Annotated in this window: 15 protein-coding genes and 2 pseudogenes; 7 read left to right on the top strand and 10 right to left on the bottom strand. The window is 46.9% G+C overall.

Annotated elements, in window-relative coordinates:
- Positions 1-47: 47 nt before the first annotated feature.
- Positions 48-1,779 (bottom strand): annotated as a pseudogene (locus tag SOHN41_RS03355) (potassium/proton antiporter).
- Positions 1,780-2,466: 687 nt separating this feature from the next.
- Between SOHN41_RS03355 and SOHN41_RS03350 the strand changes: the two are divergent.
- The 3 genes from SOHN41_RS03350 (at position 2,467) to SOHN41_RS03340 (ending at position 7,603) form a co-directional block, all read left to right on the top strand.
- Complete coding sequence (locus SOHN41_RS03350) at positions 2,467-4,752, top strand: nitric-oxide reductase large subunit (RefSeq protein WP_007645586.1); 2,286 nt, start codon at positions 2,467-2,469, stop codon at positions 4,750-4,752.
- Positions 4,753-4,960: 208 nt separating this feature from the next.
- Positions 4,961-6,517 (top strand): nitric oxide reductase transcriptional regulator NorR, encoded by a 1,557-nt coding sequence (gene norR, locus SOHN41_RS03345; RefSeq protein WP_007645584.1) that lies wholly within the window; start codon positions 4,961-4,963, stop codon positions 6,515-6,517.
- 171 nt (positions 6,518-6,688) lie between these two features.
- Positions 6,689-7,603, top strand: a complete 915-nt coding sequence (locus SOHN41_RS03340) for a L,D-transpeptidase family protein (protein WP_037457969.1) — start codon at positions 6,689-6,691, stop codon at positions 7,601-7,603.
- Positions 7,604-7,665: 62 nt separating this feature from the next.
- Here the strand turns inward: SOHN41_RS03340 and SOHN41_RS03335 are convergent, their stop codons facing one another.
- Positions 7,666-8,493 carry a M14 family metallopeptidase gene (locus SOHN41_RS03335; protein WP_037457966.1) on the bottom strand — a complete coding sequence of 276 codons (828 nt, stop codon included), beginning with the start codon at positions 8,491-8,493 and terminating at the stop codon, positions 7,666-7,668.
- Between the two features lie 166 nt (positions 8,494-8,659).
- On the opposite strand from SOHN41_RS03335, the gene SOHN41_RS03330 reads away from it, so the two are divergent.
- Genes SOHN41_RS03330 through SOHN41_RS03325 form a run of 3 tightly spaced genes read left to right on the top strand, consistent with a single transcriptional unit; the run spans position 8,660 to position 11,615 of the window.
- Positions 8,660-9,652 (top strand): M16 family metallopeptidase, encoded by a 993-nt coding sequence (locus tag SOHN41_RS03330; RefSeq protein ID WP_007645578.1) that lies wholly within the window; start codon positions 8,660-8,662, stop codon positions 9,650-9,652.
- A complete protein-coding gene (locus tag SOHN41_RS20275; RefSeq protein ID WP_007645576.1) occupies positions 9,622-10,074 on the top strand; it encodes a hypothetical protein in 453 nt (150 codons plus the stop codon). Before SOHN41_RS03330 ends, SOHN41_RS20275 begins: the two co-directional genes overlap by 31 nt.
- Positions 10,071-11,615, top strand: a complete 1,545-nt coding sequence (locus SOHN41_RS03325) for a M16 family metallopeptidase (RefSeq protein ID WP_037457963.1) — start codon at positions 10,071-10,073, stop codon at positions 11,613-11,615. Before SOHN41_RS20275 ends, SOHN41_RS03325 begins: the two co-directional genes overlap by 4 nt.
- On the opposite strand, the gene SOHN41_RS03320 is transcribed toward SOHN41_RS03325, so the two are convergent.
- Both SOHN41_RS03320 and SOHN41_RS03315 read right to left on the bottom strand, forming a co-directional pair.
- Complete coding sequence (locus SOHN41_RS03320) at positions 11,612-11,941, bottom strand: HTH domain-containing protein (RefSeq protein WP_007645573.1); 330 nt, start codon at positions 11,939-11,941, stop codon at positions 11,612-11,614. The genes SOHN41_RS03325 and SOHN41_RS03320 overlap by 4 nt on opposite strands.
- Before the next feature lie 83 nt (positions 11,942-12,024).
- Positions 12,025-12,822, bottom strand: coding sequence for a bactofilin family protein (locus tag SOHN41_RS03315; RefSeq protein WP_007645572.1), 798 nt, complete (start codon positions 12,820-12,822; stop codon positions 12,025-12,027).
- Between the two features lie 274 nt (positions 12,823-13,096).
- Between SOHN41_RS03315 and zapE the strand changes: the two genes are divergently transcribed.
- Positions 13,097-14,314, top strand: coding sequence for a cell division protein ZapE (gene zapE, locus SOHN41_RS03310; RefSeq protein WP_037457958.1), 1,218 nt, complete (start codon positions 13,097-13,099; stop codon positions 14,312-14,314).
- A gap of 223 nt (positions 14,315-14,537) precedes the next feature.
- Here zapE and SOHN41_RS03305 read toward each other — a convergent pair whose 3' ends face one another.
- From SOHN41_RS03305 to glnE, 6 genes and pseudogenes are all read right to left on the bottom strand, one after another.
- Entirely contained in the window at positions 14,538-14,957 is a 420-nt protein-coding gene (locus SOHN41_RS03305; protein ID WP_037457955.1) for a hypothetical protein, read from the bottom strand.
- Positions 14,958-15,056: 99 nt separating this feature from the next.
- Complete coding sequence (locus SOHN41_RS03300) at positions 15,057-15,368, bottom strand: hypothetical protein (RefSeq protein WP_037457953.1); 312 nt, start codon at positions 15,366-15,368, stop codon at positions 15,057-15,059.
- Between the two features lie 141 nt (positions 15,369-15,509).
- Complete coding sequence (locus SOHN41_RS03295; RefSeq protein WP_037457951.1) at positions 15,510-16,016, bottom strand: DUF2199 domain-containing protein; 507 nt, start codon at positions 16,014-16,016, stop codon at positions 15,510-15,512.
- Between the two features lie 379 nt (positions 16,017-16,395).
- Positions 16,396-16,686: a hypothetical protein gene (locus tag SOHN41_RS03290; RefSeq protein WP_037457949.1), complete on the bottom strand. Its 291-nt coding sequence runs from the start codon at positions 16,684-16,686 to the stop codon at positions 16,396-16,398.
- Between the two features lie 233 nt (positions 16,687-16,919).
- Positions 16,920-17,891, bottom strand: coding sequence for a GGDEF domain-containing protein (locus SOHN41_RS03285; RefSeq protein WP_007645561.1), 972 nt, complete (start codon positions 17,889-17,891; stop codon positions 16,920-16,922).
- Positions 17,892-18,041: 150 nt separating this feature from the next.
- A pseudogene (glnE, locus tag SOHN41_RS03280) lies at positions 18,042-20,902 on the bottom strand (bifunctional [glutamate--ammonia ligase]-adenylyl-L-tyrosine phosphorylase/[glutamate--ammonia-ligase] adenylyltransferase).
- Between the last annotated feature and the right edge of the window lie 146 nt (positions 20,903-21,048).

Below are 21,048 nucleotides of genomic sequence, written 5' to 3'. Positions count from 1 at the left end.
ATTTTTTATGGTGACTTTCGATAGTAAAGACCATCTAGCACATAGGATTAGAGTGCATTCTCGGTCGGTAAACGAATACCGACGTTAGTGACTTTGCCTTCATACAGCCCCGCCACCACCCAATGCAACGATTGCCATTGGAACTGATCACCCAGCACAGGATTGACGCCAAGCTGTGATACCACAAGATCTGCGACCGTCATATCGTCGGTGAGATTATCTAAGCTCAAACCATAAATGGGTGCCAAATCGGTCAGTTTGACGTCGGTTTCGATAAAAAAATCACCAAAGAAACGCGGTACATCTTTCGTTTCAGGCGCTTGACTAAAGAGAGTGCTCAGGGCCTCAAGACTGCGTTCCTGCCCAAGAACACACAGAATATCCCCAGCCTCTAATTTGGTGCTACCCGAGGGATGCAATAATGTGTCGCCACGAAATACGGCTGCGATCCGTGTCCCATCCGGCATAGATAAGCGCTTTAGAGGCTCACCGATACACCACTTACTTTCACTCAAACGATATACAAAGACTTCCCACTCACTGCTCGGGTAAATCTCAACCCCCGAACGTGAAATGGGCAACGGCTTTTGGGGCAGTTCAACCTTGGCTAAACGAGCCGCAGTGGTAAGTGAAGCCCCTTGAACTAATAGCGACACTAGTACCACGAAAAAAGCCAAGTTGAAGTACAACTGCGCCTCAGGCAGGCCCGCCATCATAGGAAATACCGCCAAAATGATGGGCACAGCACCGCGCAGACCGACCCAGGAAATAAACCAGCGATCGCGACGACTAAAAACTCTTAAAGGGCAAAAGACTCAGCCACACGGCCAGCGGCCTAGCAAAGAGGATCATCCCAAATGCTAAAGCAAAACCTGGGAGTAAAATATCAAATAAATCAGAGGGGGTGAGTAACAGCCCTAGCACGAGGAACATGCCAATTTGGCAGACCCAGGTCATACCGTCGAGCACGTTTAAGATGGAATGGCGGCCACGGGTCGGTTTATTACCGAGGAACAAACCCACCAGATAAATCGATAAAATGCCACTCCCCCCAAGTTTGTTAGATGCCGCATAAATAATCAGCCCACCACTTAAGACTAAAATTGAATACAGCCCCTCGGCGAGCTTACTTAAATTGACTAATTTCCACAGTAGCCAACCGCCACCGAGTCCTAAACAAATGCCCAAGCCGAACTGTTTAATAAAGCTGATCAACATAAAGCTGACCGACAGTTCGGCACCGACATTGGCGAGAATCGCAATCAGCGTCACAGTTAAGAATACCGCCATGGGATCGTTACTACCGGATTCAATTTCCAGTGTCGCCCCCACCCGCTCGTTGAGGCTGCGCCCTTTAAGTAAGGAGAATACCGCCGCGGCATCGGTTGAACCGACAATGGCCCCCACCAATAAACCTTGCAACCAATGTAAATCAAACAACCATGCCGCCATGATGCCAGTGATACTCGTGGTAATAGCGACGCCAAAGGTCGCCAGGGATAATGCCGGCCACAACGCCACCCTAAAGCTTGCCACCCTTGTACGCATACCACCATCGAGCAGAATTATCGCTAGGGCTAAGTTACTGACAAGGTAGGCGGTCGAATAGTCATCGAACAGGATCCCACCAGGGCCATCTTCACCGGCTAGAATACCTACAGCGAGGAAAATCAATAAAATAGGGATCCCGAGGCGGGAAGACATGGGGCTGAGCAAAACACTCACTGCAGTAAGTAAGGCACCGATCAGAAAAAAACTATTGATGGAATTTGCATCCATACATGCCTCCTTAAATACCGCTTGTTTAGCTATCCGATAGACAAATCACCGAGGTTAAAAATAACTCAACTGACAATTTTTGAGTTTTTATATTAGCATAAAAAATACAAAACATTGGAGCATTAAATATTAAATTTCAATCATCTACGGCAAGACATCACCAATGGTAACCTTAGATCAACTTCCATATAAAAACCCGTAAAAACTTAAAAATCCACAAACAATCAAACATTAACATTAATTTATATAAAAACGATAATTATCATATAATTAAAAAAACAACATCCAACACAAATTCTATAGTTAAAACTAAAATAACGGCAATAACTTTCTATAAATACACTATATCATTCAAAACCAACCTTAAAGCCGATTAAACCTAGTATTAGGCTTAAAAATGTTAGAGGGCTTTGACATTCTTAGATTAATTTTTGTTGTAAAAAAAACCATTAAACACCAACACTCCCGAGGTAAACAGACCGCGATAATTGTTTTATCGACATCTGTTTATTATTCATTGTCATAAAAACAATTAATGTCATTTTGACAAAAATAAACAGTATCAAAAAGACAATAAAAACAAACACAAAATAAAAATATTCCTTTGTTTTCAACGACAAAAAACTTGGCACATTTTGCGCAATAGCCAACAAAAGGTATCAAAATGACGTTGCATTAAGGGGACTTATGAGCAAACAAAAACTCACCGCCATCGCACTATTATTAGTGTTGATTGCTTCATTTACTGTACTACTGAGTGTAGGCAGTGAAATTTATCGGGAAAAACCACCCATACCCACAGCCTTTATCGATGTTAATGGCCAAGTTGTTTTTAGCGAAAATGATATAGAACAGGGCCAATTAGTATGGCGCTCAATGGGTGGCCATCAACTCGGATCAATTTGGGGACATGGCTCCTATGTTGCCCCCGATTGGACAGCAGACTGGTTACACAGGGAAGCCGAAGCTTGGCTCGACCTGCGCGCCGAGCAACAATACCAGACGCCGTTCACCCAATTGAACTCCCAAGAAAAAGCCGGGCTTGAGCAAGCCTTAAGGGATGATTTACGCCATAACAGTGTCGAACCACAGGCCGATGGCACTAGCCTGATTAAACTATCCTCCACACGGGTAGAGGCGATCAGCAGGGTTACTCAACATTATTTATCCTTGTTTGGTGATGATCCTAAGCTCAGTTCACTGCGCGAACAATACGCCATGAAAGAAGGCACAGTGCCCGATCTTGCCCGCCGTGAACAACTCAATGCTTTCCTCTTTTGGGGCGCTTGGGCTGCAATCACTGAACGCCCCGATGCACCCTATACTTACACCAATAACTGGCCCTTTGATCCCCAACTTGGCAATACTCCCACCTCGGATAATATTGTCTGGTCAATACTCAGTATCGTGACCCTGATAGCGGGTATTGGCGGGTTGCTCTGGCACCATGCCAGCGGTAAGCATGAAAGTCTGCCTAAACCATCGGAACAAGATCCGCTGTTTTTTACTAAACCTACCGCTTCACAAAAGGCCGTCGGCAAATACTTCATCACAGCTGTAGGTCTATTTTTACTGCAAATTTTACTCGGGGGCATTACCGCTCACTATGCGGTGGAAGGCCAAGAATTTTACGGTTTCCCCCTTTCCGAGATACTTCCCTACTCGGTGACTCGTACCTGGCACACACAATTGGCGGTATTTTGGATCGCCACGGCTTGGTTAGGCACAGGTTTATATATTGCCCCCGCATTATCGGGCTATGAACCCAAATATCAACGTCTAGGCGTTAACGTACTTTGGGTAGCCTTAGTGGTCGTAGTGCTAGGTTCGATGGCGGGTGAATGGATTGGGGTGCAGCAGTATTTCGACCTCGATATGAACTTTCTCTTTGGCCATCAAGGTTATGAGTACATAGACTTAGGCCGAGTATGGCAGGTCCTACTCCTCGTGGGATTACTAATTTGGCTCGCGTTAGTCACCGCCGCCATCAAACCCGCCCTCAAGGTACAAGGCGAAATGCGCCCCGTCATCTGGGTACTGTATGCCTCCTGCGTGGCCATTGGTTTGTTCTATGGTGCTGGCCTCTTTATGGGCAAACACTCCAATTTAGCCATCGCCGAATATTGGCGTTGGTGGGTAGTACACTTGTGGGTTGAAGGCTTCTTCGAAACCTTTGCAACCGCGGTCATTGCGCTGATGTTAGTTCGCTTAGGCCTGATCCGCGGCCGCAGCGCCAACGGTGCAGTGCTATTTACTACGGTGATCTTCTTGACGGGTGGCTTAATTGGCACCTTACACCACCTCTACTTTACGGGCACACCCACCTCGGTTATCGCTTGGGGTGCTATTTTCTCAGCCTTAGAAGTCGTGCCTTTAGCCATCATAGGTTTTGAGGCGATGGAAACCTACCGCCTGCGCAAGGCCAGTCCATGGATGCAAAGATACCACTGGGCCATTATGTTCTTTGTGGCCACCGCATTTTGGAACTTAGTCGGTGCTGGCATGCTGGGATTTTTAATCAACCCACCGATTTCGCTCTATTATATCCAAGGGTTAAATACCACAGCCACCCATGGTCATGCGGCCTTCATGGGTGTATATGGAATGCTAGGCATGGGCTTAATGCTCTTCTGCCTGCGCGGCCTAACTGGCAATATGCAGTGGAATAATAAAATGCTTAAAGGGGCCTTCTGGAGTCTGAATATTGGACTGGCTGCCATGGTGTTTATGTCATTGTTGCCCGTTGGTATTACACAATTTTTTGCCGTCATCGACCATGGTTATTGGTACGCCCGTTCGCCTGAGGTTATTCATAGCCCACTGGTTGAACGGCTGGTATGGATGCGTATGTTTGGGGATGTGATCTTCAGTGTTGGGGGCCTATTGATGGGAGCCTTCTTGGTCGATTTAATCAGAAGAGCCCTGAATAAATCACCCAAGCTACAGGAGGAACTATTACAGCCCAATAACTAAATACGCTCGACTAAAACCATTCTAGTCCCTTCCAAGGTGTCGTCACTGGCACCTTGGATTCCTAATTTATAGGACCAAGAGCCATGGATAATCGATCGCTTCTGCCCATGCCTGGCACAGGTTTACTGCTAGTGGTGTCTAAACTACATGTGTCAATATAACAATCAATGGTATAAATCAGGGTAACTTAGCCGTTGCTGGAGTTTTTATGACCCTTAGTCAAACCGATCTCACCCGTATCGCCCTCGATATCACCTCTGGTTTAGCCCATAGGGATCGCTTTTCACGTTTACTCAACACTGTGAGGCAAAACCTACACTGTGATGCAGCAGCCCTACTCACCTTCCACGGTCAATATTTTACGCCGCTTGCCATCGATGGCTTGAATGATGATGTGCTCGGCAGACGTTTTATCCTCAATGAACACCCAAGGCTTGAGGCCATTGCCAGAGCGGGGGATATAGTGCGTTTCCCCGCTGACAGTGAACTTGCCGATCCCTACGATGGTTTGATCCCCAATAAAACTGGAGCGCTAAAAGTCCATGCCTGTATCGGGCTCCCTTTATTTGCCGATGAACGCCTTATCGGCGCAGTCACTATCGACGCCTTTAATCCCCTGCAATTCGATCAGTTCAGCAATGCCGAACTACGTAGTTTAAGTGCCATCGCCGCCGCATCCCTAAGCAATGCCCTGCTCGTTGAAAAACTCGAACGCATGGCGCTAAGCAGCCATTCGACCAATGCGCAGGAGAATAGCCCTAACCTGAGTTACGATGCCGAAATCATTGGCCACTCGCCCTTGATGCAAAGTCTAAATCGAGAGATTGAAGTCGTTGCCCATAGTGACCTTAATGTGCTGATCTTAGGCGAGACAGGCACAGGCAAAGAGTTAGTCGCACAGGCAATACATCAAAAATCCGCCAGGGCAAACAAAGCGTTAGTCTACCTAAATTGCGCGGCACTCCCAGAGTCGGTTGCCGAGAGTGAACTCTTTGGCCATATCAAAGGCGCTTTTACCGGGGCAATAAGTCATCGCAGTGGCAAGTTTGAAATGGCCGACAAGGGGACACTCTTTCTAGACGAGATTGGTGAGTTGCCCCTCACGCTACAGGCCAAATTGCTGCGGGTTTTGCAATATGGTGACCTGCAAAAAGTGGGTGATGACCGCAGCCTTAAGGTCGATGTACGCATCATTGCGGCAACCAATAAAGTCCTCAAAACAGAAGTGCTCGCCGGCCGCTTTAGGGCAGATCTCTACCATAGGCTAAGTGTCTTTCCCTTACTGGTACCGCCACTGCGGGAGCGCGAACAGGACATCACGCTATTAAGCGGTTTCTTTGCCGAACGCTATAGGCAAAAACTCGGAATGAAACGACTCAACTTCAGCCCCAGCAGCTTAATGTTGCTCAATCAATATACTTGGCCAGGCAATGTGCGCGAGTTAGAACACGCTATCCATAGGGCGACTGTCCTCGCCCGCGTATCCGCAGAGGACGGCAGTTGTACCATAGAACCCCAACATTTGGATTTGCCCCTTAAACTCAGCCCCTTAGAAATGGGTCAATCGGCCATTAATCCAGCGGTCGATGGAACAGGTTCCCTGCGGGAGTTTGTCACCTTAACCCTAGCAACTGACACATTTCAGAGTGACTACATCAAACAGGTATTTAGGGCACAAAATGGCAATTGGGCTGCCACAGCCAGAGCCCTAGGACTCGACCCAGGCAATCTTCATCGCCTAGCAAAACGTTTAAAGCTAAAATAAGGCATAAATACGCTTTATGAACCATATTTCAGTTGAAATAATGTTCAAAATAAGGAAGGATGCGAGCTTCGCGCGCCAGTGCATTTTGTCCGTCAAATTGCCACTCTATTTTCGATAGGGAAAGCAGCGCTAAACACGCTTTTTTATTAACAGGAATCGTAGTATCCGCTTATGAGTATGCTTCGCACCACAGCTCTATTACTGACTTTGGCTTTCCCAAGTCTCTCCGCTTTAGCAACGGAATATCCCCTACCGTCTCCAAAGAGTCGGTTAGTTGGCGAAAACCAGTATTACACAGTACCGGAGGGCAAACACACCCTCGAAGATATCGCCGCCCAATTCCAACTCGGCCTGAGTAACTTGCTGGAAGCGAACCCAGGTGTCGATCCTTTTCTGCCAACACCCGGTAGCAAGCTATTAATTCCTCAGCAGTTAATTCTGCCAAATGCACCGCGCGAAGGCATAGTGATCAACGTCGCTGAGATGCGCTTATACTACTATCCCAAGGGCAAGAAAACCGTTGAAGTCTTACCCATTGGCATAGGCCAAATTGGTAAAGACACACCCGAAAATTGGGTGACCAGCGTACAACGTAAACGCGCCAATCCAACCTGGACACCTACACCACGCATCCGCAAAGAATACGCCGCTAAGGGCGAAATCCTGCCGGCGGTATGGCCAGCTGGCCCAGATAACCCAATGGGGCTGTATGCCCTGTATATCGGCAACTTATATGCGATTCACGGGACTAATGCGAGTTTCGGTATAGGTTTACGAGTCAGCCAAGGCTGCGTGCGTTTACGCCACGATGATATCGAGCATTTGTTCAAGAATGTGCCAGTGGGAACCCGCGTACAATTTGTGAACCAGCCGATTAAAGTCACCGAGGAGCCTGACGGCAAGCGTTACTTAGCCGTGCATCAACCGCTGTCGCGCACTGTGGCTGAATTTGAATCTACAGAGCCCGTCTCTATATCCCTGCCAAAGGATGTCGCTAAATTTATCGCTAAGGCCGATACCGATTCTTCAGTGATCAAGAAGCTGCTTGACGAGCGCACTGGTGTGCCAACGATTATCAATCAGTAATATTGCACAGATAAAAAAATACCCGCTATTCGCGGGTATTTTTTTACTTATAAACTGGCTTTTCAATCACATAATGGCGCACAAAGGGCCAAAAAGTGTGTCATAGCCGCACTATTGGCCAATACCCTTTGATCGAAGTTTTGCAGCGCTGGGGTTTCAGTACAGGCACCGACACGGGCGCCACTACGCACTAAACATGCCTCGAAGGATGTGTCGAAGTGATTGAAAATCAAGCCATCTTTTACTGGGCAGCCGTCAATCTCACCGTCCATAGCAATCGGGAAATATCCGCCTAAGGTGTCCCGTAAATCGAGGCTAAAACGCCCGGGGACTTGGCTTGGCTCGAATGAATACACATAGGCTTCACGACTCAGAACATCTTCATGGCAGGTTAAAATGCCATCACGGCTCGCGGCAATCAGCAGCTGTGCGTGTTCCAATAACAACTTGCCCTCAACCGAGGTTGTTTCATTCGCCTTAGGTTTACCATTTTCAAACACAAACCCACGGTTAGGGTTTTCACCAAACTTATTGAATCTATGACCACGACTAAATCCAGTGGGATTGACTAGGGGCAATAAGCTTAAATTCACTCGCTCGAATAATTCGGGAGAAGCCTCGCTTAAAAAATGCAGTAAACCCCATGGGCCAGCGGACTCTTCGCCATGGAAACCGGCGCTGATCAGTAATGAAGGTAAGCCTGACTTAGCGGCGGGGGATTGATACAAACTGATGCTGTATTTACTCACCTCACCCAATTTCTTCTCAACCATGCCCAAACGGGACATTTCCTGTTCAAGCAACAGATAAAAATTGTCAATATCAGTGCTTTCACAGTTAAAAATATCACTTTTCCACTGAAAGGATTCGAACGGGGATCTGCTAACCATATCTTGTACTTATGCCAGAAAAAGAACTGTGCCATCATAGCAGTTCTTTTCAAAAACTGAATGCTATTCAACTGATTTAGATAAAATCCGACGAGCCACAAATGCAGTCGTCAAAAACACAGCCCCATAGGATAACGGTAGCTACACTATTGAGACGGGATATGAAATGAAAACCCAAGTCAGCTTCTATATTGCCTTTATGGCCAGTATTTTCAGCCCAGCGCTTAAGGCCCAATGCCATGTCGTTGGCACAGAACCCCTGTACCAACTAGAGTCACTCATCGAAACCTATACCTTAGCCAATGGGCTAAAAGTACGTTTATTGCCATTAGAAGATAAACAAACCCTAACCATCGCCAGCCAATTCAATGTTGGCTCCAGAAACGAAGCCAAGGGCCAAAGCGGTTACGCCCATTTGTTTGAGCATATGCTATTCAAGGGCAGCGAAAACGCCCCCGGTGACACCTATGCCCAGCAATTTAGCGCCCTTGGGGCACGTTTTAACGCCAGCACCCATTTTGATTACACGAATTATTTTGTGACTCTGCCTAGCCAAGCATTAGCACGGGGCTTATATCTCGAAGCAGACCGTTTTATTCGCCCAAGCTTGAATGCAACGACAGTTAAAAATCAGCAGGAAACCGTACTGCAGGAAATGGCTCAAACCATAGATAATCAACCCTATGTCCGTAGTGCAATGGAATTTTTGCTCGCGCAGGTCGAAGGCACTGCCTATGGCCACGGAGTCATTGGTAGCCGCGAAGATATCACCCAGGCCACACCCGAGAGTTTAACCACCTTCCACCATGCCTATTATCGCCCCGATGCCATGCAACTGTCCCTAGTGGGCAAACTGAGTCCTGAGGTCAAAACCCTTATCGCGCAAAATTTTGGCTCTTGGCCACAACCCACTCAAGCGATTCCCCCGTTTAGTGCACTGAACATCACTCCCAAACCCGTACATGCCGAGCTTATCGATGAACGTGGCCCTTGGCCCGGCTTACTGCTGGCTTGGCATACCGTAGGTAAAGACCACCCAGATGCCGCAGCGATTCGTTTACTTGAGGCCCATTTACTTCAAAATACCGCCAGTGCCTTGGCAAAATCAGCCAACATAATCCCGACCAAATGCTCAGTTATTCCCTACCCTTTGAATTAGAAAATCACGGGATTGCCAATATTGTGTTGGTTCCTCGGGCACGGACCTCACTCGATGACTTAACCCAAAAAGTATTGGGGCTTGTCGCACAAACACAGCAAGATGCTCTAGATGAAACAAGTCTCTGCACACTTAAACAAGTGTGGTTAAACAATCGATTAGAGCAACTCAGTGACACTCAAACCTTAGCGACACTGCTGTCGGCTACCCCAGCACAAGATACAGATCATCCATTGACCGCACAGTGGCAGCGCGTCAACGCAGTCACTGCCGAGGATATACAAAGAGTCGCAAAACAATATTTTAATCAAGATTATGTAAGAATCGACCTGCTGCCGCCTTGGTATATTCGCTGGAGTAAAACCCTGCTGGAATGGTTACCTAGTGATATGAGCGACAGCTTAGAGGATGCGATATTATGATGGTTCCGACGTTAAACATTCACACTCAGCTAAGGTGGCGACTCGGGTTAATGTGCTGTGCTGCGGTTTTATTACTTAGCGCCTGTCAGCAAACGCACCTTGTCTTTACCCCAACCAAGCCGCCAAGTTTAGCGAGTTTTGAAACGCCCGCCTCCCTATCCTCCGCTTTACCTAAGAGTGGTATTATCATCCCCACTGCGGGTAGCACTTTTACGGATGAAGTCCCTGCACAATTAGATTTGCCCTATCAGTTACACAGAGAAGTCTCGACTCAGCGCCATAACCATCTGAATCACAGAGTCAGTTTAGCCGCAGTGAGTCCGCACATTCCCTTTGATAATCCTGATATTTTGCAGATTGCCTTTCAGGAAAAAGCCCGTGCACTCGCCATTAGCCGGGCAGATCCCTGCCTTGAGAGCTTCAATATTCGCGTCACCTTGCACAGCATTAATTTAAGCCTCGTCTGCCCCGACGAGGTTAACCATCTCTACGATTTGCTACTGCAATTTTGGCAGCCAGATACCTTCGATGGCGCGGCAACGGCCGCCGTCGACGTTGATAATATTCGCCGCCAACTTAAGCTTAATAAGCACTTAAACGCTTTTAGTGGCGCCGAGATAGATAAAGTGTGGCGCGATAAACTGCTCGGGCCTGAACATCCCTACAATCGAGTGCTCAATAATGATGCACTGTTCGACTCACTCAGCCTAAAACAACTGCAGCAAATCCAGCATCAGGCGGCAATGCAGGCGCAATGGCATCTGTTTCTACCCGGCTCACAGGCAAAACATGCCGAATTTGACCTTCAAGCCAGCATTAAATCGTGGCCAACATTGGATAAATCGTTGCCAGAGGCGGATAAGTCCAAGACGGCAAAACCTAAACAAACCAAGAAAATTTACCTTATCGATGCACCGGGTAGCGTGCAGACCCAAGTCCGCCTAGGCTATGCCATAGATAGTGCATTAGGTGATATGTCAGCAACCAGCCAACTCAGTTCACAGGACGTCGCCTTAAGTTGCCGTAGTTTGGCCGCACTGATGGGGCGCAGTTTCTCGGGTAGACTCTATTATGATTTGCGGGAAAAACGCGGCCTCACCTACGGCATCTACGGTCAATGTGCCAATGCACCGCTGTCCAGCAGCATCAAGTTTTACGGCAGCACAGCCATAGAACATACGGGCGCTTTTGTGGTGGGCATAATAGATCACCTCGCGCTCGTTAAGACACAAAGTGCCAGCCAAGGCGAAGTCGATGCACTTAAAACCTATATGATCGGTGAGGATTTACTCAGCCAAGACAACAGCATTCAGCGTGAAAGCCAATATATACACCAACTTGCCACTGGGTTAACTCAAGGTGAAGTACAGCAGCTCAATGCAGAGTTGCAGGCTCTGACGCCCGAAAGGCTGCAGCAATTAGCAAACACCGCTTTTAGTGGTGATCCTTTGATTATTTTACGGGGGGACATCGACAGAATCATCCCCGACTTAAAATCTAAGCTGCCAGAATGGCTGCTTGAAAGGGTCAAAGTGGACTAGCGCCTAATGCAGAAAGCCCACAATCCCAACTTATGGTAGCAACGTTCGGGGCGGTCGATGGGCTCATAACTTCGGTCCGCCGCCAACTCATTGCATTCCAGTAAAAACGCTAGATAACGCCGGGCGGTAGAACGGCTAACCCCAAGTTGATCAGCCACCCTCTGCGCCGTGAGTTTATCCTGCGCCTTAGTATCGAACGCTTCACGGATTTTCTGTAGGGTAATTGGCGCCCTTTGGCAACCGAGCAGCAGCCTTAGGTGCCACTGGTATAAAGGCATCGACCACAGATGCTCTTCCACGGCAGAAAGTTTAAGTTGGCGGCTCACGAACCAGCTCGAAAAACAACTAAACGTCCCTAATACCCATAGATCAGAGATTCAAGAAGAGATTCGAGATCAGAGCTTAGAAATTAGAGCTTATTGCCTGCATTCTCGCTGATAGGTGCAGCACCATTATCACCCTGCGCCATCTGCGCATGACCTTGTTCCATTTGCTGTAAATCTTCCATCGCCGCATCCTGCGACATAGCCAGCGATTCGGGAACGGCTGTGGCTAACGCCGTCGTATTGTTGGCCACAGTATCTGGCGCAATCGTTTGTTCCGTGAGTAATGGATTGACACCGTTTTCGGCATCCATCCCCTGAGTCACGGGAAACACTTCAGTTTTAAGCGTGCTATCACCCACATTTGGTAACCACTCACGTAATTGCTCGGGTCCAAAACTGAAACCTAGCACCATGACAACCGTTGCTGCTGCAACATACAGCCAAGGACGAATTGCACGATGATCACCTCTTAGAGAACCGCTTTCGCTGGCATATAAATGCGCATCCGAGCGTTGAGTCGATGGCGCTTGCAGCATGTCTGCCAAGGCATCCAGCTCAGGGCCTTTAATGCGCTGGCCAATAAACTGGCCACCTTCGTAAATCTCCATCTGATGGCTGGCAACTTCACCTTCAACCACGCCAGAACTGGTAATAGTCAACTTATTACAACAGACTCGACCACTAAATACACCGCAAACTCGCAGCTCATCACAGCTAACTTCACCGGCGATCTCACCACCGTGCTCGATCTTAATTTGTCCCGCAGAGCCAATCTTACCCTGCAATTTACCCGCAACTAATGCCGTGCAGCCTAACTGAATGTCGCCCTCAATCGAGGTTTGCGCACTGATAAAAGTAATGCCATTGCCTTTGCTAGCCATTGGATTCATTCCATATCATTATTTTTGTGAAAAAGATGTTAAGGTAAAACTCCCCAAGAATAAAGCACTGGTTCCGTTTAATATTTGACCTAACCCACAGAGCGGGATTTAAGTCACGTCAATGACTATGCTACCCTGAGCGCCTTGCAATATGGCTCCTGAGTAACAGGATGCCCCATATACTGTGAGCACTTATATCGCGCCCAATCAAACCCAGAGTGCACAGCACCGACGCAGCGAACACCCAAAAACACCTTGTCAACGAGACCCAGATATGGCTCACTCAAACTCCGCTAGCTCGCAATCAATAACCCCAATGATGACGCCCCTCGAGGTGTACCGCGCCAAAGTGAGCGAAAATCTGATTGACGATCCCGCGCAGCAACAGGCGGTGTTGGCGCTCGATATGTTATTTAAACAGATGATGCCACAGCCCAATTCAACGCTCCTCACCCATAACGACACACAACCCATCAAGGGTCTGTATCTCTGGGGCGATGTCGGTCGGGGCAAAACCTTCCTAATGGACTTATTCTTCGATTGTTTGCCGAGTGAAGGTAAATTAAGGCTGCATTTCCATCGATTTATGGCGCGGATCCACCAAGCATTGCGGGAACATTCGGGGCAACGAGACCCCTTAAAACTGATTGCGAACAATCTCGCACAAGAATGTAAGGTGCTCTGTTTCGATGAGTTTTTTGTATCAGACATTGGCGATGCCATGATACTCTCAGGCCTATTTCAACAGCTATTTGAACAAGGTGTCGTACTCGTCGCCACGTCGAATATTCCCATCGACCGCCTATACGAACATGGGCTCGCTAGACACAAATTTTTGCCCTGTATTGCGCTGCTACAAAAACACACGCAAATGCTTCACCTCAATGGTAGTCAAGATCATCGAATGAACACTTTAGTTGATGAGGTATCGGAGGAGGCATTGGCCTCAACATCCCAGCATATAGCTCCCATAGGTGTACTTGATTTCGATAGCATATTCAGCACATTAACCCAAAATGCTCCCAGCATAGGCCAGACCCACATTCGCATCTGTCAGCGTGACATTCCCATTGTCCGTGCGACGCTTAGCAGTGAGCAGCCATCGGTCGCTTGGTTTGATTTTAATGCCCTGTGTGATGGTCCAAGATCCCAGTTGGACTACATCGAAATTGCAAGTAAATTTAATATCTTAATGTTGAGTAATGTGCCCAGACTCGGCGGCGAAGTGAAAGGTTGGATCCGCGCCCGCGGCACGGAAGATGGCACAGGTGAAAACCAAGCCGTAACCACGGGGGAGCGTAAACTCTCCTACGCCGCCAATGATGATCCAGCTCGGCGTTTTATCAGTCTTATCGATGAGTTATACGATCAAAACGTAACCCTATATTTGAGTTGTGAAGTACCACTTAAAGAACTCTATCAAGGCGGCGCCCTCAGCTTTGAGTTTCGCCGCACCTATAGCCGCTTAATTGAAATGAGCCGCAACGCTTAACATTTTTGTAGTTAACGCCCTAACAATAACTTGGCCAAATTCAGCAATAAGAAAAGGAGACCTTAATTGCTTTGGGACAAAAGCGTGATAGGTTGGTAGATCTCATTCGTGAGGTTCGGACTAAAATTTCTATGGGTTAACGCCCGCGTATGGGGCAATTGTGAGTGCTTTGACTGCTGGCAGCCAGCGAATAATTGTCCCTGACCAGCTTGCTGGGCACTTGTTAGGCATCTTTGCTTGGCCTAAATGCGAGCTCGGGATAAATAAGGTAAGCAAAGAAAAAACCGAGACCAGCTGAACTAAAAAATGACAGCATAAAAAGTACACTATCGGGACCACCAATTATCAAATAGTAGGTAAAGCCAGATAACCCTGTACACAAACCAAACGCAATGATAGCAAAGATTGTATTTATATATTTTCCAACTGTTTTATAAAAGCCAGGCATCGGCAATGGTAACAACCTGTTAAATAGCGCCAAGATTGGAGGCCCAAATAAGCCGAACAAAATTACTGGTAGTAAGTCGACCTCTCCTAACCACTGCTGTCCTTCGTTAGTAAAAATCACCACTCCCTGTATAAGGCCAATAAGACCTCCAACTACAATTCCAATCCAATCACTTTTTAAAAGTTCGAATTTCATATAGATGCCTAACGCATTACTAATGGGCTGCCGCAGCGCAGCGTAGGCAGTCCCGTGGAGGCCATGCTTTTTATGGCCGGAACGAAATTAAGTAACTTGTTAGGCATCAATTTCGCTTGTTTTATTTTTAGTGTTTTCAAAAATTATGAATCCAATGATTGTCCCTACTGGAAAAAATGGCATTAGCAAAAATCCGGTTACCCTTGAAACGATGCGAGCAATTTCCTTTTTCTTTTGACATCCGTAAGCAATTGAAAAATGAAATGCCGGGAAGAAAAAAGTCACTATTGGTAAGTAAAATTTACCTGACTCCGTTAACGTATCAGAACTAAAAGTGGAAATACCGAAAAGTACGAAGCTAACCACACCAAGAGAAACGTGGATTTTTACGAGGGTCTTAAAATTTGCCAAAGTTACGTCCTTGTTGCCTAACGCCTTGCTAACCGGCGGATGTGACTTTGCAAATGTGTGGTAGAGTTTTGCGCAGCAAAACCACACATTTGCAAAGGCGCAGCCGTCCAGTGAACGAAGTGAACGGGGTTGAGCAACTTGTTAGCCGTGCATACAGAACTCTGCAATTTCTTGTGCCTTCTCTATTGATATACCATTCTTGAAATCATCATAAAGATCATTATCAACCTCATGAAGAATTATATAGGGCCTTTGTTTATGTGATTGTGGATAAACATCGCAGGCTAGAGCATAGGTTTTTTTATAATAGGGTAAATAATTACAAAGCCAACCGAAATAAACAGAATCAATTTCTGATTGGTTATAAGTTTCGATGTAATCGTCATAACTTTTTTTACTGAGTGAAACCCAGACGCCCCATAGAAAACCATCTTCGATGCCATGAATAGGAATCTCTAATGTGACACGAATAAAATAATGTACGCCGTCTTCATCTTCGTAGTGGCATAAATCATCACCAAGATGCCCCTTAGAACGAATTTCTGTAGATTGTTCAAGAAATGGGTCTGGTGCTTTCATTCCAAAACTTGGTGATCCTTCATGTCTTTTTCCGCAACATGAACAAATAAAGCTAAATATTCCAGCCATTGTTGATTCCTAATTTCGGCTAACATTTTATTAGTGCGCATGCGCATTTACCTTGTTGGACCAGTGAAAACGCGCACAGTTAACTAGCTGTATGCAAAGAACTTATCAGCTTTCTATCAAATACACCACCTGGGAAAACGCGCATGCGCGTTTTCCAAACCTATTAACTAATTTGGTTAAACAATATGTAGTTGATTTTAAATAGTTTTTATAATTTCAGATTGGAAAAACGCGCAAAATAATGGGTTTAAAACGCGAAAAGCTACTTAAATTTGAATATGACTGTATACCCATGGCTCTTCTCTGAACTGTTAGAGCAAGTAGTTCGTCAATTTTCGATTCACTAAATGAATGCTAGCAAGCTTTGGGGCAAAAGCCCTTAACAACTATGCCCTAAATAATCTGGATTGCCTGCCAGAAAACTCAGATCATTCAATTCTGGCGGCTCGCATTGAGCCGTATTTTGAAGCTTAGTGACATACTGAAACTCGAGAGTTAAAAAGACGCGAATATAACAATGGAGTCCATTTGACTCGTGTCGATAATAGGCGGCAAAAGAATTGGGCTGTCCATGCCGATGATATAAATCAACTAAGTTTTTTTGCAATTTGATTAGCTGATAGTCAGCTAATAGCGCATCGCCAAGATTTATTGAAACCCAATTTGTCATTTTTCATCCCCTATAGGATGAGCAGCAAGGTGAAATCCCCTTCTCCCCCCTAAAACAAAGTCAGTCTAAATAATGGCTCCTACATACGACCCATCATAGGTTACCTTCCTATAAATAGAACTACAATTCAGGACATATAGTTAACGGTGAGTGCGATGCTCACAAGCCCCTTCTGGGACTAAAGATCCCCAGACAAACGGATTGTCGCCCTTATCTATTTAAGCAAAATCCCCCTAGGACTTATCGCCGTGGTGGGCCGCTTTATCTTGGTACATAGCTTTATCGGCGGAATCGAACAGATCCTCTAAGCTCACATCTGAATCCGGCGTCCAATGGGCAACGCCAATACTGGTTGCAATCTTATGCTGCAGAGGATGTCGTTGATTATATTGCTCAAGTAACAGTTTAAAACGGTTTATGGCGAGGTTAACCGTCTCCCTGTGTACAAAACTTAACAGCACCACAAACTCATCACCGCCGAGGCGTGCTATCACATCCGACTCCCTAAAGGCAGACATTAAAATATGGGCAAAATCATATAACACTTGATCCCCTCTACGGTGGCCAAAGTTGTCGTTCACTTCTTTAAAAAAGTCTAGATCGAAGAAGACCAAGGCCGCTTCTGCATTGGTACGACGACAACTCGCTAGGGATTGATGCGCCAATAATTCAAAACCACGACGATTAGAAATAGCCGTGAGTGGGTCTAAGGTATTTTGGGCAATGGAGAGTAACTCAGCCTCCACCATCTGGCCTAAATCCGTCAAGGTTTCAATATCTTCAGCACTAAACGTCCGCGGAACAGTATCGATTAGACACAGGGTTCCCACCCGAAATTGATCGTGAATAGTTAAGGGGTACCCAGCATAAAACCGAATATGCGGCTGTTCAGTCACCAGTGGATTATCACTAAAGCGAGGATCCTTGAGCGTGTCATTAACAATGAAAATACCCTCATGGTTAATGGCATGGGCGCAGAAAGAAATATCCCTTGAGGTTTCAGTGACTTCTAATCCTTGGCGGGACTTAAACCATTGACGGTTTGCATCGACAAGGGTAACGACACAATAGGGTAAGGAAAAAATCCGTCGAGTGAGCCGAGTAATACGATCGAAACGTTCTTCGGCATCGGTATCTAACACATTGAGTGAACGCAATGTGGCTAAACGTTGTAGCTCATTCTCAGGGATTAGCGGTAATTGCATGGCGCTCTCTGCTTGCTGCTCTTATTAAACTTTAGACCAAGTTAATGGGAACGTCTTGCAGATTAGCGCCAACATTCAGTACCGCATTTAGTGGACATCATTCAATGGCAACAATATTGGCCTAAACGGGTTAGGGAGGTAAAGGCGAAACTAATCGAGCACGGTTCGATAAATGTTAAGCACTCGCTCGGCATGTTCCTCCACCCCAGTATAAGGCAGTTGTCCCGGTTTTTGCTGCAATGTAAGTCGATGATTTTCATCCCTTAACCAACAATAACTTTGGGTTAAATGCTGGGCGCTCATCATAGGTAGAAGCTCAAGCTCGGCCAATACACCGAAAATACGTACATTGTCGGACCAAATTGACAATTCGGGATATTCATGGGCATTGGCCAGTACTAAATACTGGGCAATAAACTCAATATCGGCGATGCCACCAGGACTCTGCTTTAAATCGAATGTCCCCTCACTAACTTTAAGCAAGTGATCGCGCATCTTTTGGCGCATCTCGCGCACCGCTTTTTTAAGCTCACCTTTATCCCTCGGTTTTTCCAGCACCGAGGCTCGGATACGGCTGAATTTCACCGCCAGACTATTATCCCCAAAAACAAAGCGCGAACGCACTAAGGCTTGATGCTCCCAAGTCCAAGCCTCATCGGCTTGGTATTCACCAAAACGGGTGATTTCACTCACCATCAAACCCGATGCCCCCGACGGGCGTAATCGCATATCCACCTCATACAACTCGCCCGAGGTAGTACGAGTCGAAAATAAATGCAGAATTCGCTGCGCCAGTTTCAGATAAAAATGTCCGACCTCGATGGGCCTGTCGCCATTGGTTAGGCTGTTGGCCATGCTAGCATGTGCTTCATACAGGAACACCAGATCGAGATCCGAACCATACCCCAGTTCGATCCCCCCTAACTTGCCGTAGCCAATGACGGCAAAACCAGTATCATTGCCCTCAAGATAAGTGGGAACACCGTGACGCTGAGCGACCTGTTGCCATGCCTGCATCACCACTTGCTCAATAATCGCTTCGGCTAAAAAGGTTAAGTGATCGCTCACCTGCATCACAGGAAGAACCCCCGTCACATCGGCTGCGGCAATCTTAAGCTGTTGCGATAGCTTAAATTGACGCAGCGCTTCCATCTGCTGTTCCATATCATCTTCAGGCACCCGCAGCAGATACTGGCGCAGTTCACTGGGGTAGTCATCCAGCGAGGTCGTATCATATAAGTGTGCTGGATCGATAAGTTCATCGAGCAACATGGGAAACTTAGCCAATTGGGCGGCAATCCAAGGACTGGCGCAACATAGACTGACCAACTGCTGGCGCGCACCGGGATTCTCACACAGCAATTCAAGGTAGGTTGTGCGCGTTAAAATCTGCTCAAGTACCTTAGACACGGGCTCAAAGGCCGCCGATGGACTCGGTTGATTAAGCAATTCTTCTAGCAATCTTGGCATTAACTTATCGAGGGTTTCTCGGCCTCGGGGGCCGATGGAACGCTTAGTCACAGTTTCACGCCAGCGACTGAGCAAAGGCCATAACTGTGGATCTTCGATATGTTGCTCTGCTAGCAGGGCAACGGCATGGTCATCCTGTTGCACATTCCACAGTTGCATCGTCCAATGCTCGGCTTTTTCTTCACCTTCTTCCCCCCTACGGTCGCTTTAAAGTGGCGATGAATTTTCGCCATCGCGGCCTCAATATGGGTACGAAGGTCGGTTTCATTGGCCATATCGAGCACATAACACAATCTCGCCCAATCGAGCGGGTTATTCGGCAATGTTTGAGTCTGTTTATCATCGATAGCTTGCAGTAGGTTTTCGACTCGACGTAGCAGCAAATAACTGTGCTTAAGCTCATCTACCGCCAGATACTCAAATTGCCCAAGGCTATACAGAGTGTCCATAGCGCCAAATAAACTCTGCTGGCGCAGAGAGGGCTCGCGGCCACCGCGGATCAGCTGAAAGCTCTGCACCACGAACTCCACCTCACGTATTCCCCCGGCACCGAGTTTAATATTGTCGGTCAATTGGCGACGACGCACCTCTTGGGCGATAAGTTGTTTCATTTTTCGCAGGGATTCAATCGCCGAAAAATCGATATAGCGGCGATACACAAAGGGCCTGAGCATAGAATGCAATTCATCACTGAAGTGGCTCCAAGGTCCGAGTGCTCGGGCCTTGACCATGGCATATCGCTCCCAATCGCGGCCTTGTTCTTGGTAATAATCCTCAAGACCGCTAAAACTCACCACCAGCGGGCCACTCTCGCCATAGGGACGCAGACGCATATCCACACGAAAGACAAACCCATCGACACTAATTTGATCGAGCAGATTAACCAATCGCTGCCCCATACGGATAAAAAATTGTTGATTATCAAGGTTACGGCGGCCACCGACGGTTTCACCATGTTCGGGGAAGGTAAAAATCAAATCGATATCAGAGGAGAAATTAAGCTCACGGCCACCCAATTTTCCCATACCTAAGATCAACAATGGCTGTGGATTGCCCGCCTTATCCATTGGCGTGCCATACTGAGTACACATATCCCTGTAGAGCCAATCACGGGCACAAATCACTAAGGCCTCGGCAAGGACCGATAAATCGAGGAGGGATTCTTCTAGCGTCGCGTAATCTAAAAAATCACGCCAAGCCAAACGCACCATTTGATAGTTACGAAAGCGTCGCAGCACAGATTTAGCCATCTCTTCGGATGTGGCACTGGCAAGCTTTGCATGCAATTCAGTATCAAAGTATTGACGTTCAATCAGCTGCAAGTCGCCAGCAAACAGTGACCTTATCCATTCGGGGTGACGGCTCAACTGCGCCGCCACATAATCACTGAGCCCAAGCACAGCTTTTAACTCTTGCTGCTGGTTGGGTGTCAGTTGCGAGAGCCCTTCGGACCACACTTCCTCTAACCGCTGCCAATGGCGCTCTGCCGTTTGAGTGATCAGAATAGACAATGACTTATTACTGTCTTTTTGCATGGTCATAATAATCCCTAACAAATTTAACTATCGACATATTATGTCGCAAATGATATAGAATGGCGTCACATCAGCTTTGATGAAACTTGCAGTGTCCTAGTCGCAGGATGACAAAATACGAAAAAGACTTCCTTTCTTCCGTGGCATTTAAG

This window comes from Shewanella sp. HN-41 (assembly GCF_000217915.1).
In the GTDB taxonomy this organism is placed as follows: domain Bacteria; phylum Pseudomonadota; class Gammaproteobacteria; order Enterobacterales; family Shewanellaceae; genus Shewanella.
The sequence above is the reverse complement of the archived record's forward strand: the minus strand, read 5'-3'. Positions and strand labels throughout refer to the sequence as shown.

What these genes read in the sequence shown, in the direction of transcription:
- SOHN41_RS03350 (WP_007645586.1), top strand. Translation starts at nt 2,467, where the DNA reads ATGAGCAAACAAAAACTCACCGCCATCGCACTATTATTAGTGTTGATT.
- norR (WP_007645584.1), top strand. Translation starts at nt 4,961, where the DNA reads ATGACCCTTAGTCAAACCGATCTCACCCGTATCGCCCTCGATATCACC.
- SOHN41_RS03340 (WP_037457969.1), top strand. Translation starts at nt 6,689, where the DNA reads ATGAGTATGCTTCGCACCACAGCTCTATTACTGACTTTGGCTTTCCCA.
- SOHN41_RS03335 (WP_037457966.1), bottom strand. Translation starts at nt 8,493, where the DNA reads ATGGTTAGCAGATCCCCGTTCGAATCCTTTCAGTGGAAAAGTGATATT.
- SOHN41_RS03330 (WP_007645578.1), top strand. Translation starts at nt 8,660, where the DNA reads ATGAAAACCCAAGTCAGCTTCTATATTGCCTTTATGGCCAGTATTTTC.
- SOHN41_RS20275 (WP_007645576.1), top strand. Translation starts at nt 9,622, where the DNA reads ATGCTCAGTTATTCCCTACCCTTTGAATTAGAAAATCACGGGATTGCC.
- SOHN41_RS03325 (WP_037457963.1), top strand. Translation starts at nt 10,071, where the DNA reads ATGATGGTTCCGACGTTAAACATTCACACTCAGCTAAGGTGGCGACTC.
- SOHN41_RS03315 (WP_007645572.1), bottom strand. Translation starts at nt 12,822, where the DNA reads ATGGCTAGCAAAGGCAATGGCATTACTTTTATCAGTGCGCAAACCTCG.
- zapE (WP_037457958.1), top strand. Translation starts at nt 13,097, where the DNA reads ATGGCTCACTCAAACTCCGCTAGCTCGCAATCAATAACCCCAATGATG.
- SOHN41_RS03305 (WP_037457955.1), bottom strand. Translation starts at nt 14,957, where the DNA reads ATGAAATTCGAACTTTTAAAAAGTGATTGGATTGGAATTGTAGTTGGA.
- SOHN41_RS03295 (WP_037457951.1), bottom strand. Translation starts at nt 16,016, where the DNA reads ATGGCTGGAATATTTAGCTTTATTTGTTCATGTTGCGGAAAAAGACAT.
- SOHN41_RS03290 (WP_037457949.1), bottom strand. Translation starts at nt 16,686, where the DNA reads ATGACAAATTGGGTTTCAATAAATCTTGGCGATGCGCTATTAGCTGAC.
- SOHN41_RS03285 (WP_007645561.1), bottom strand. Translation starts at nt 17,891, where the DNA reads ATGCAATTACCGCTAATCCCTGAGAATGAGCTACAACGTTTAGCCACA.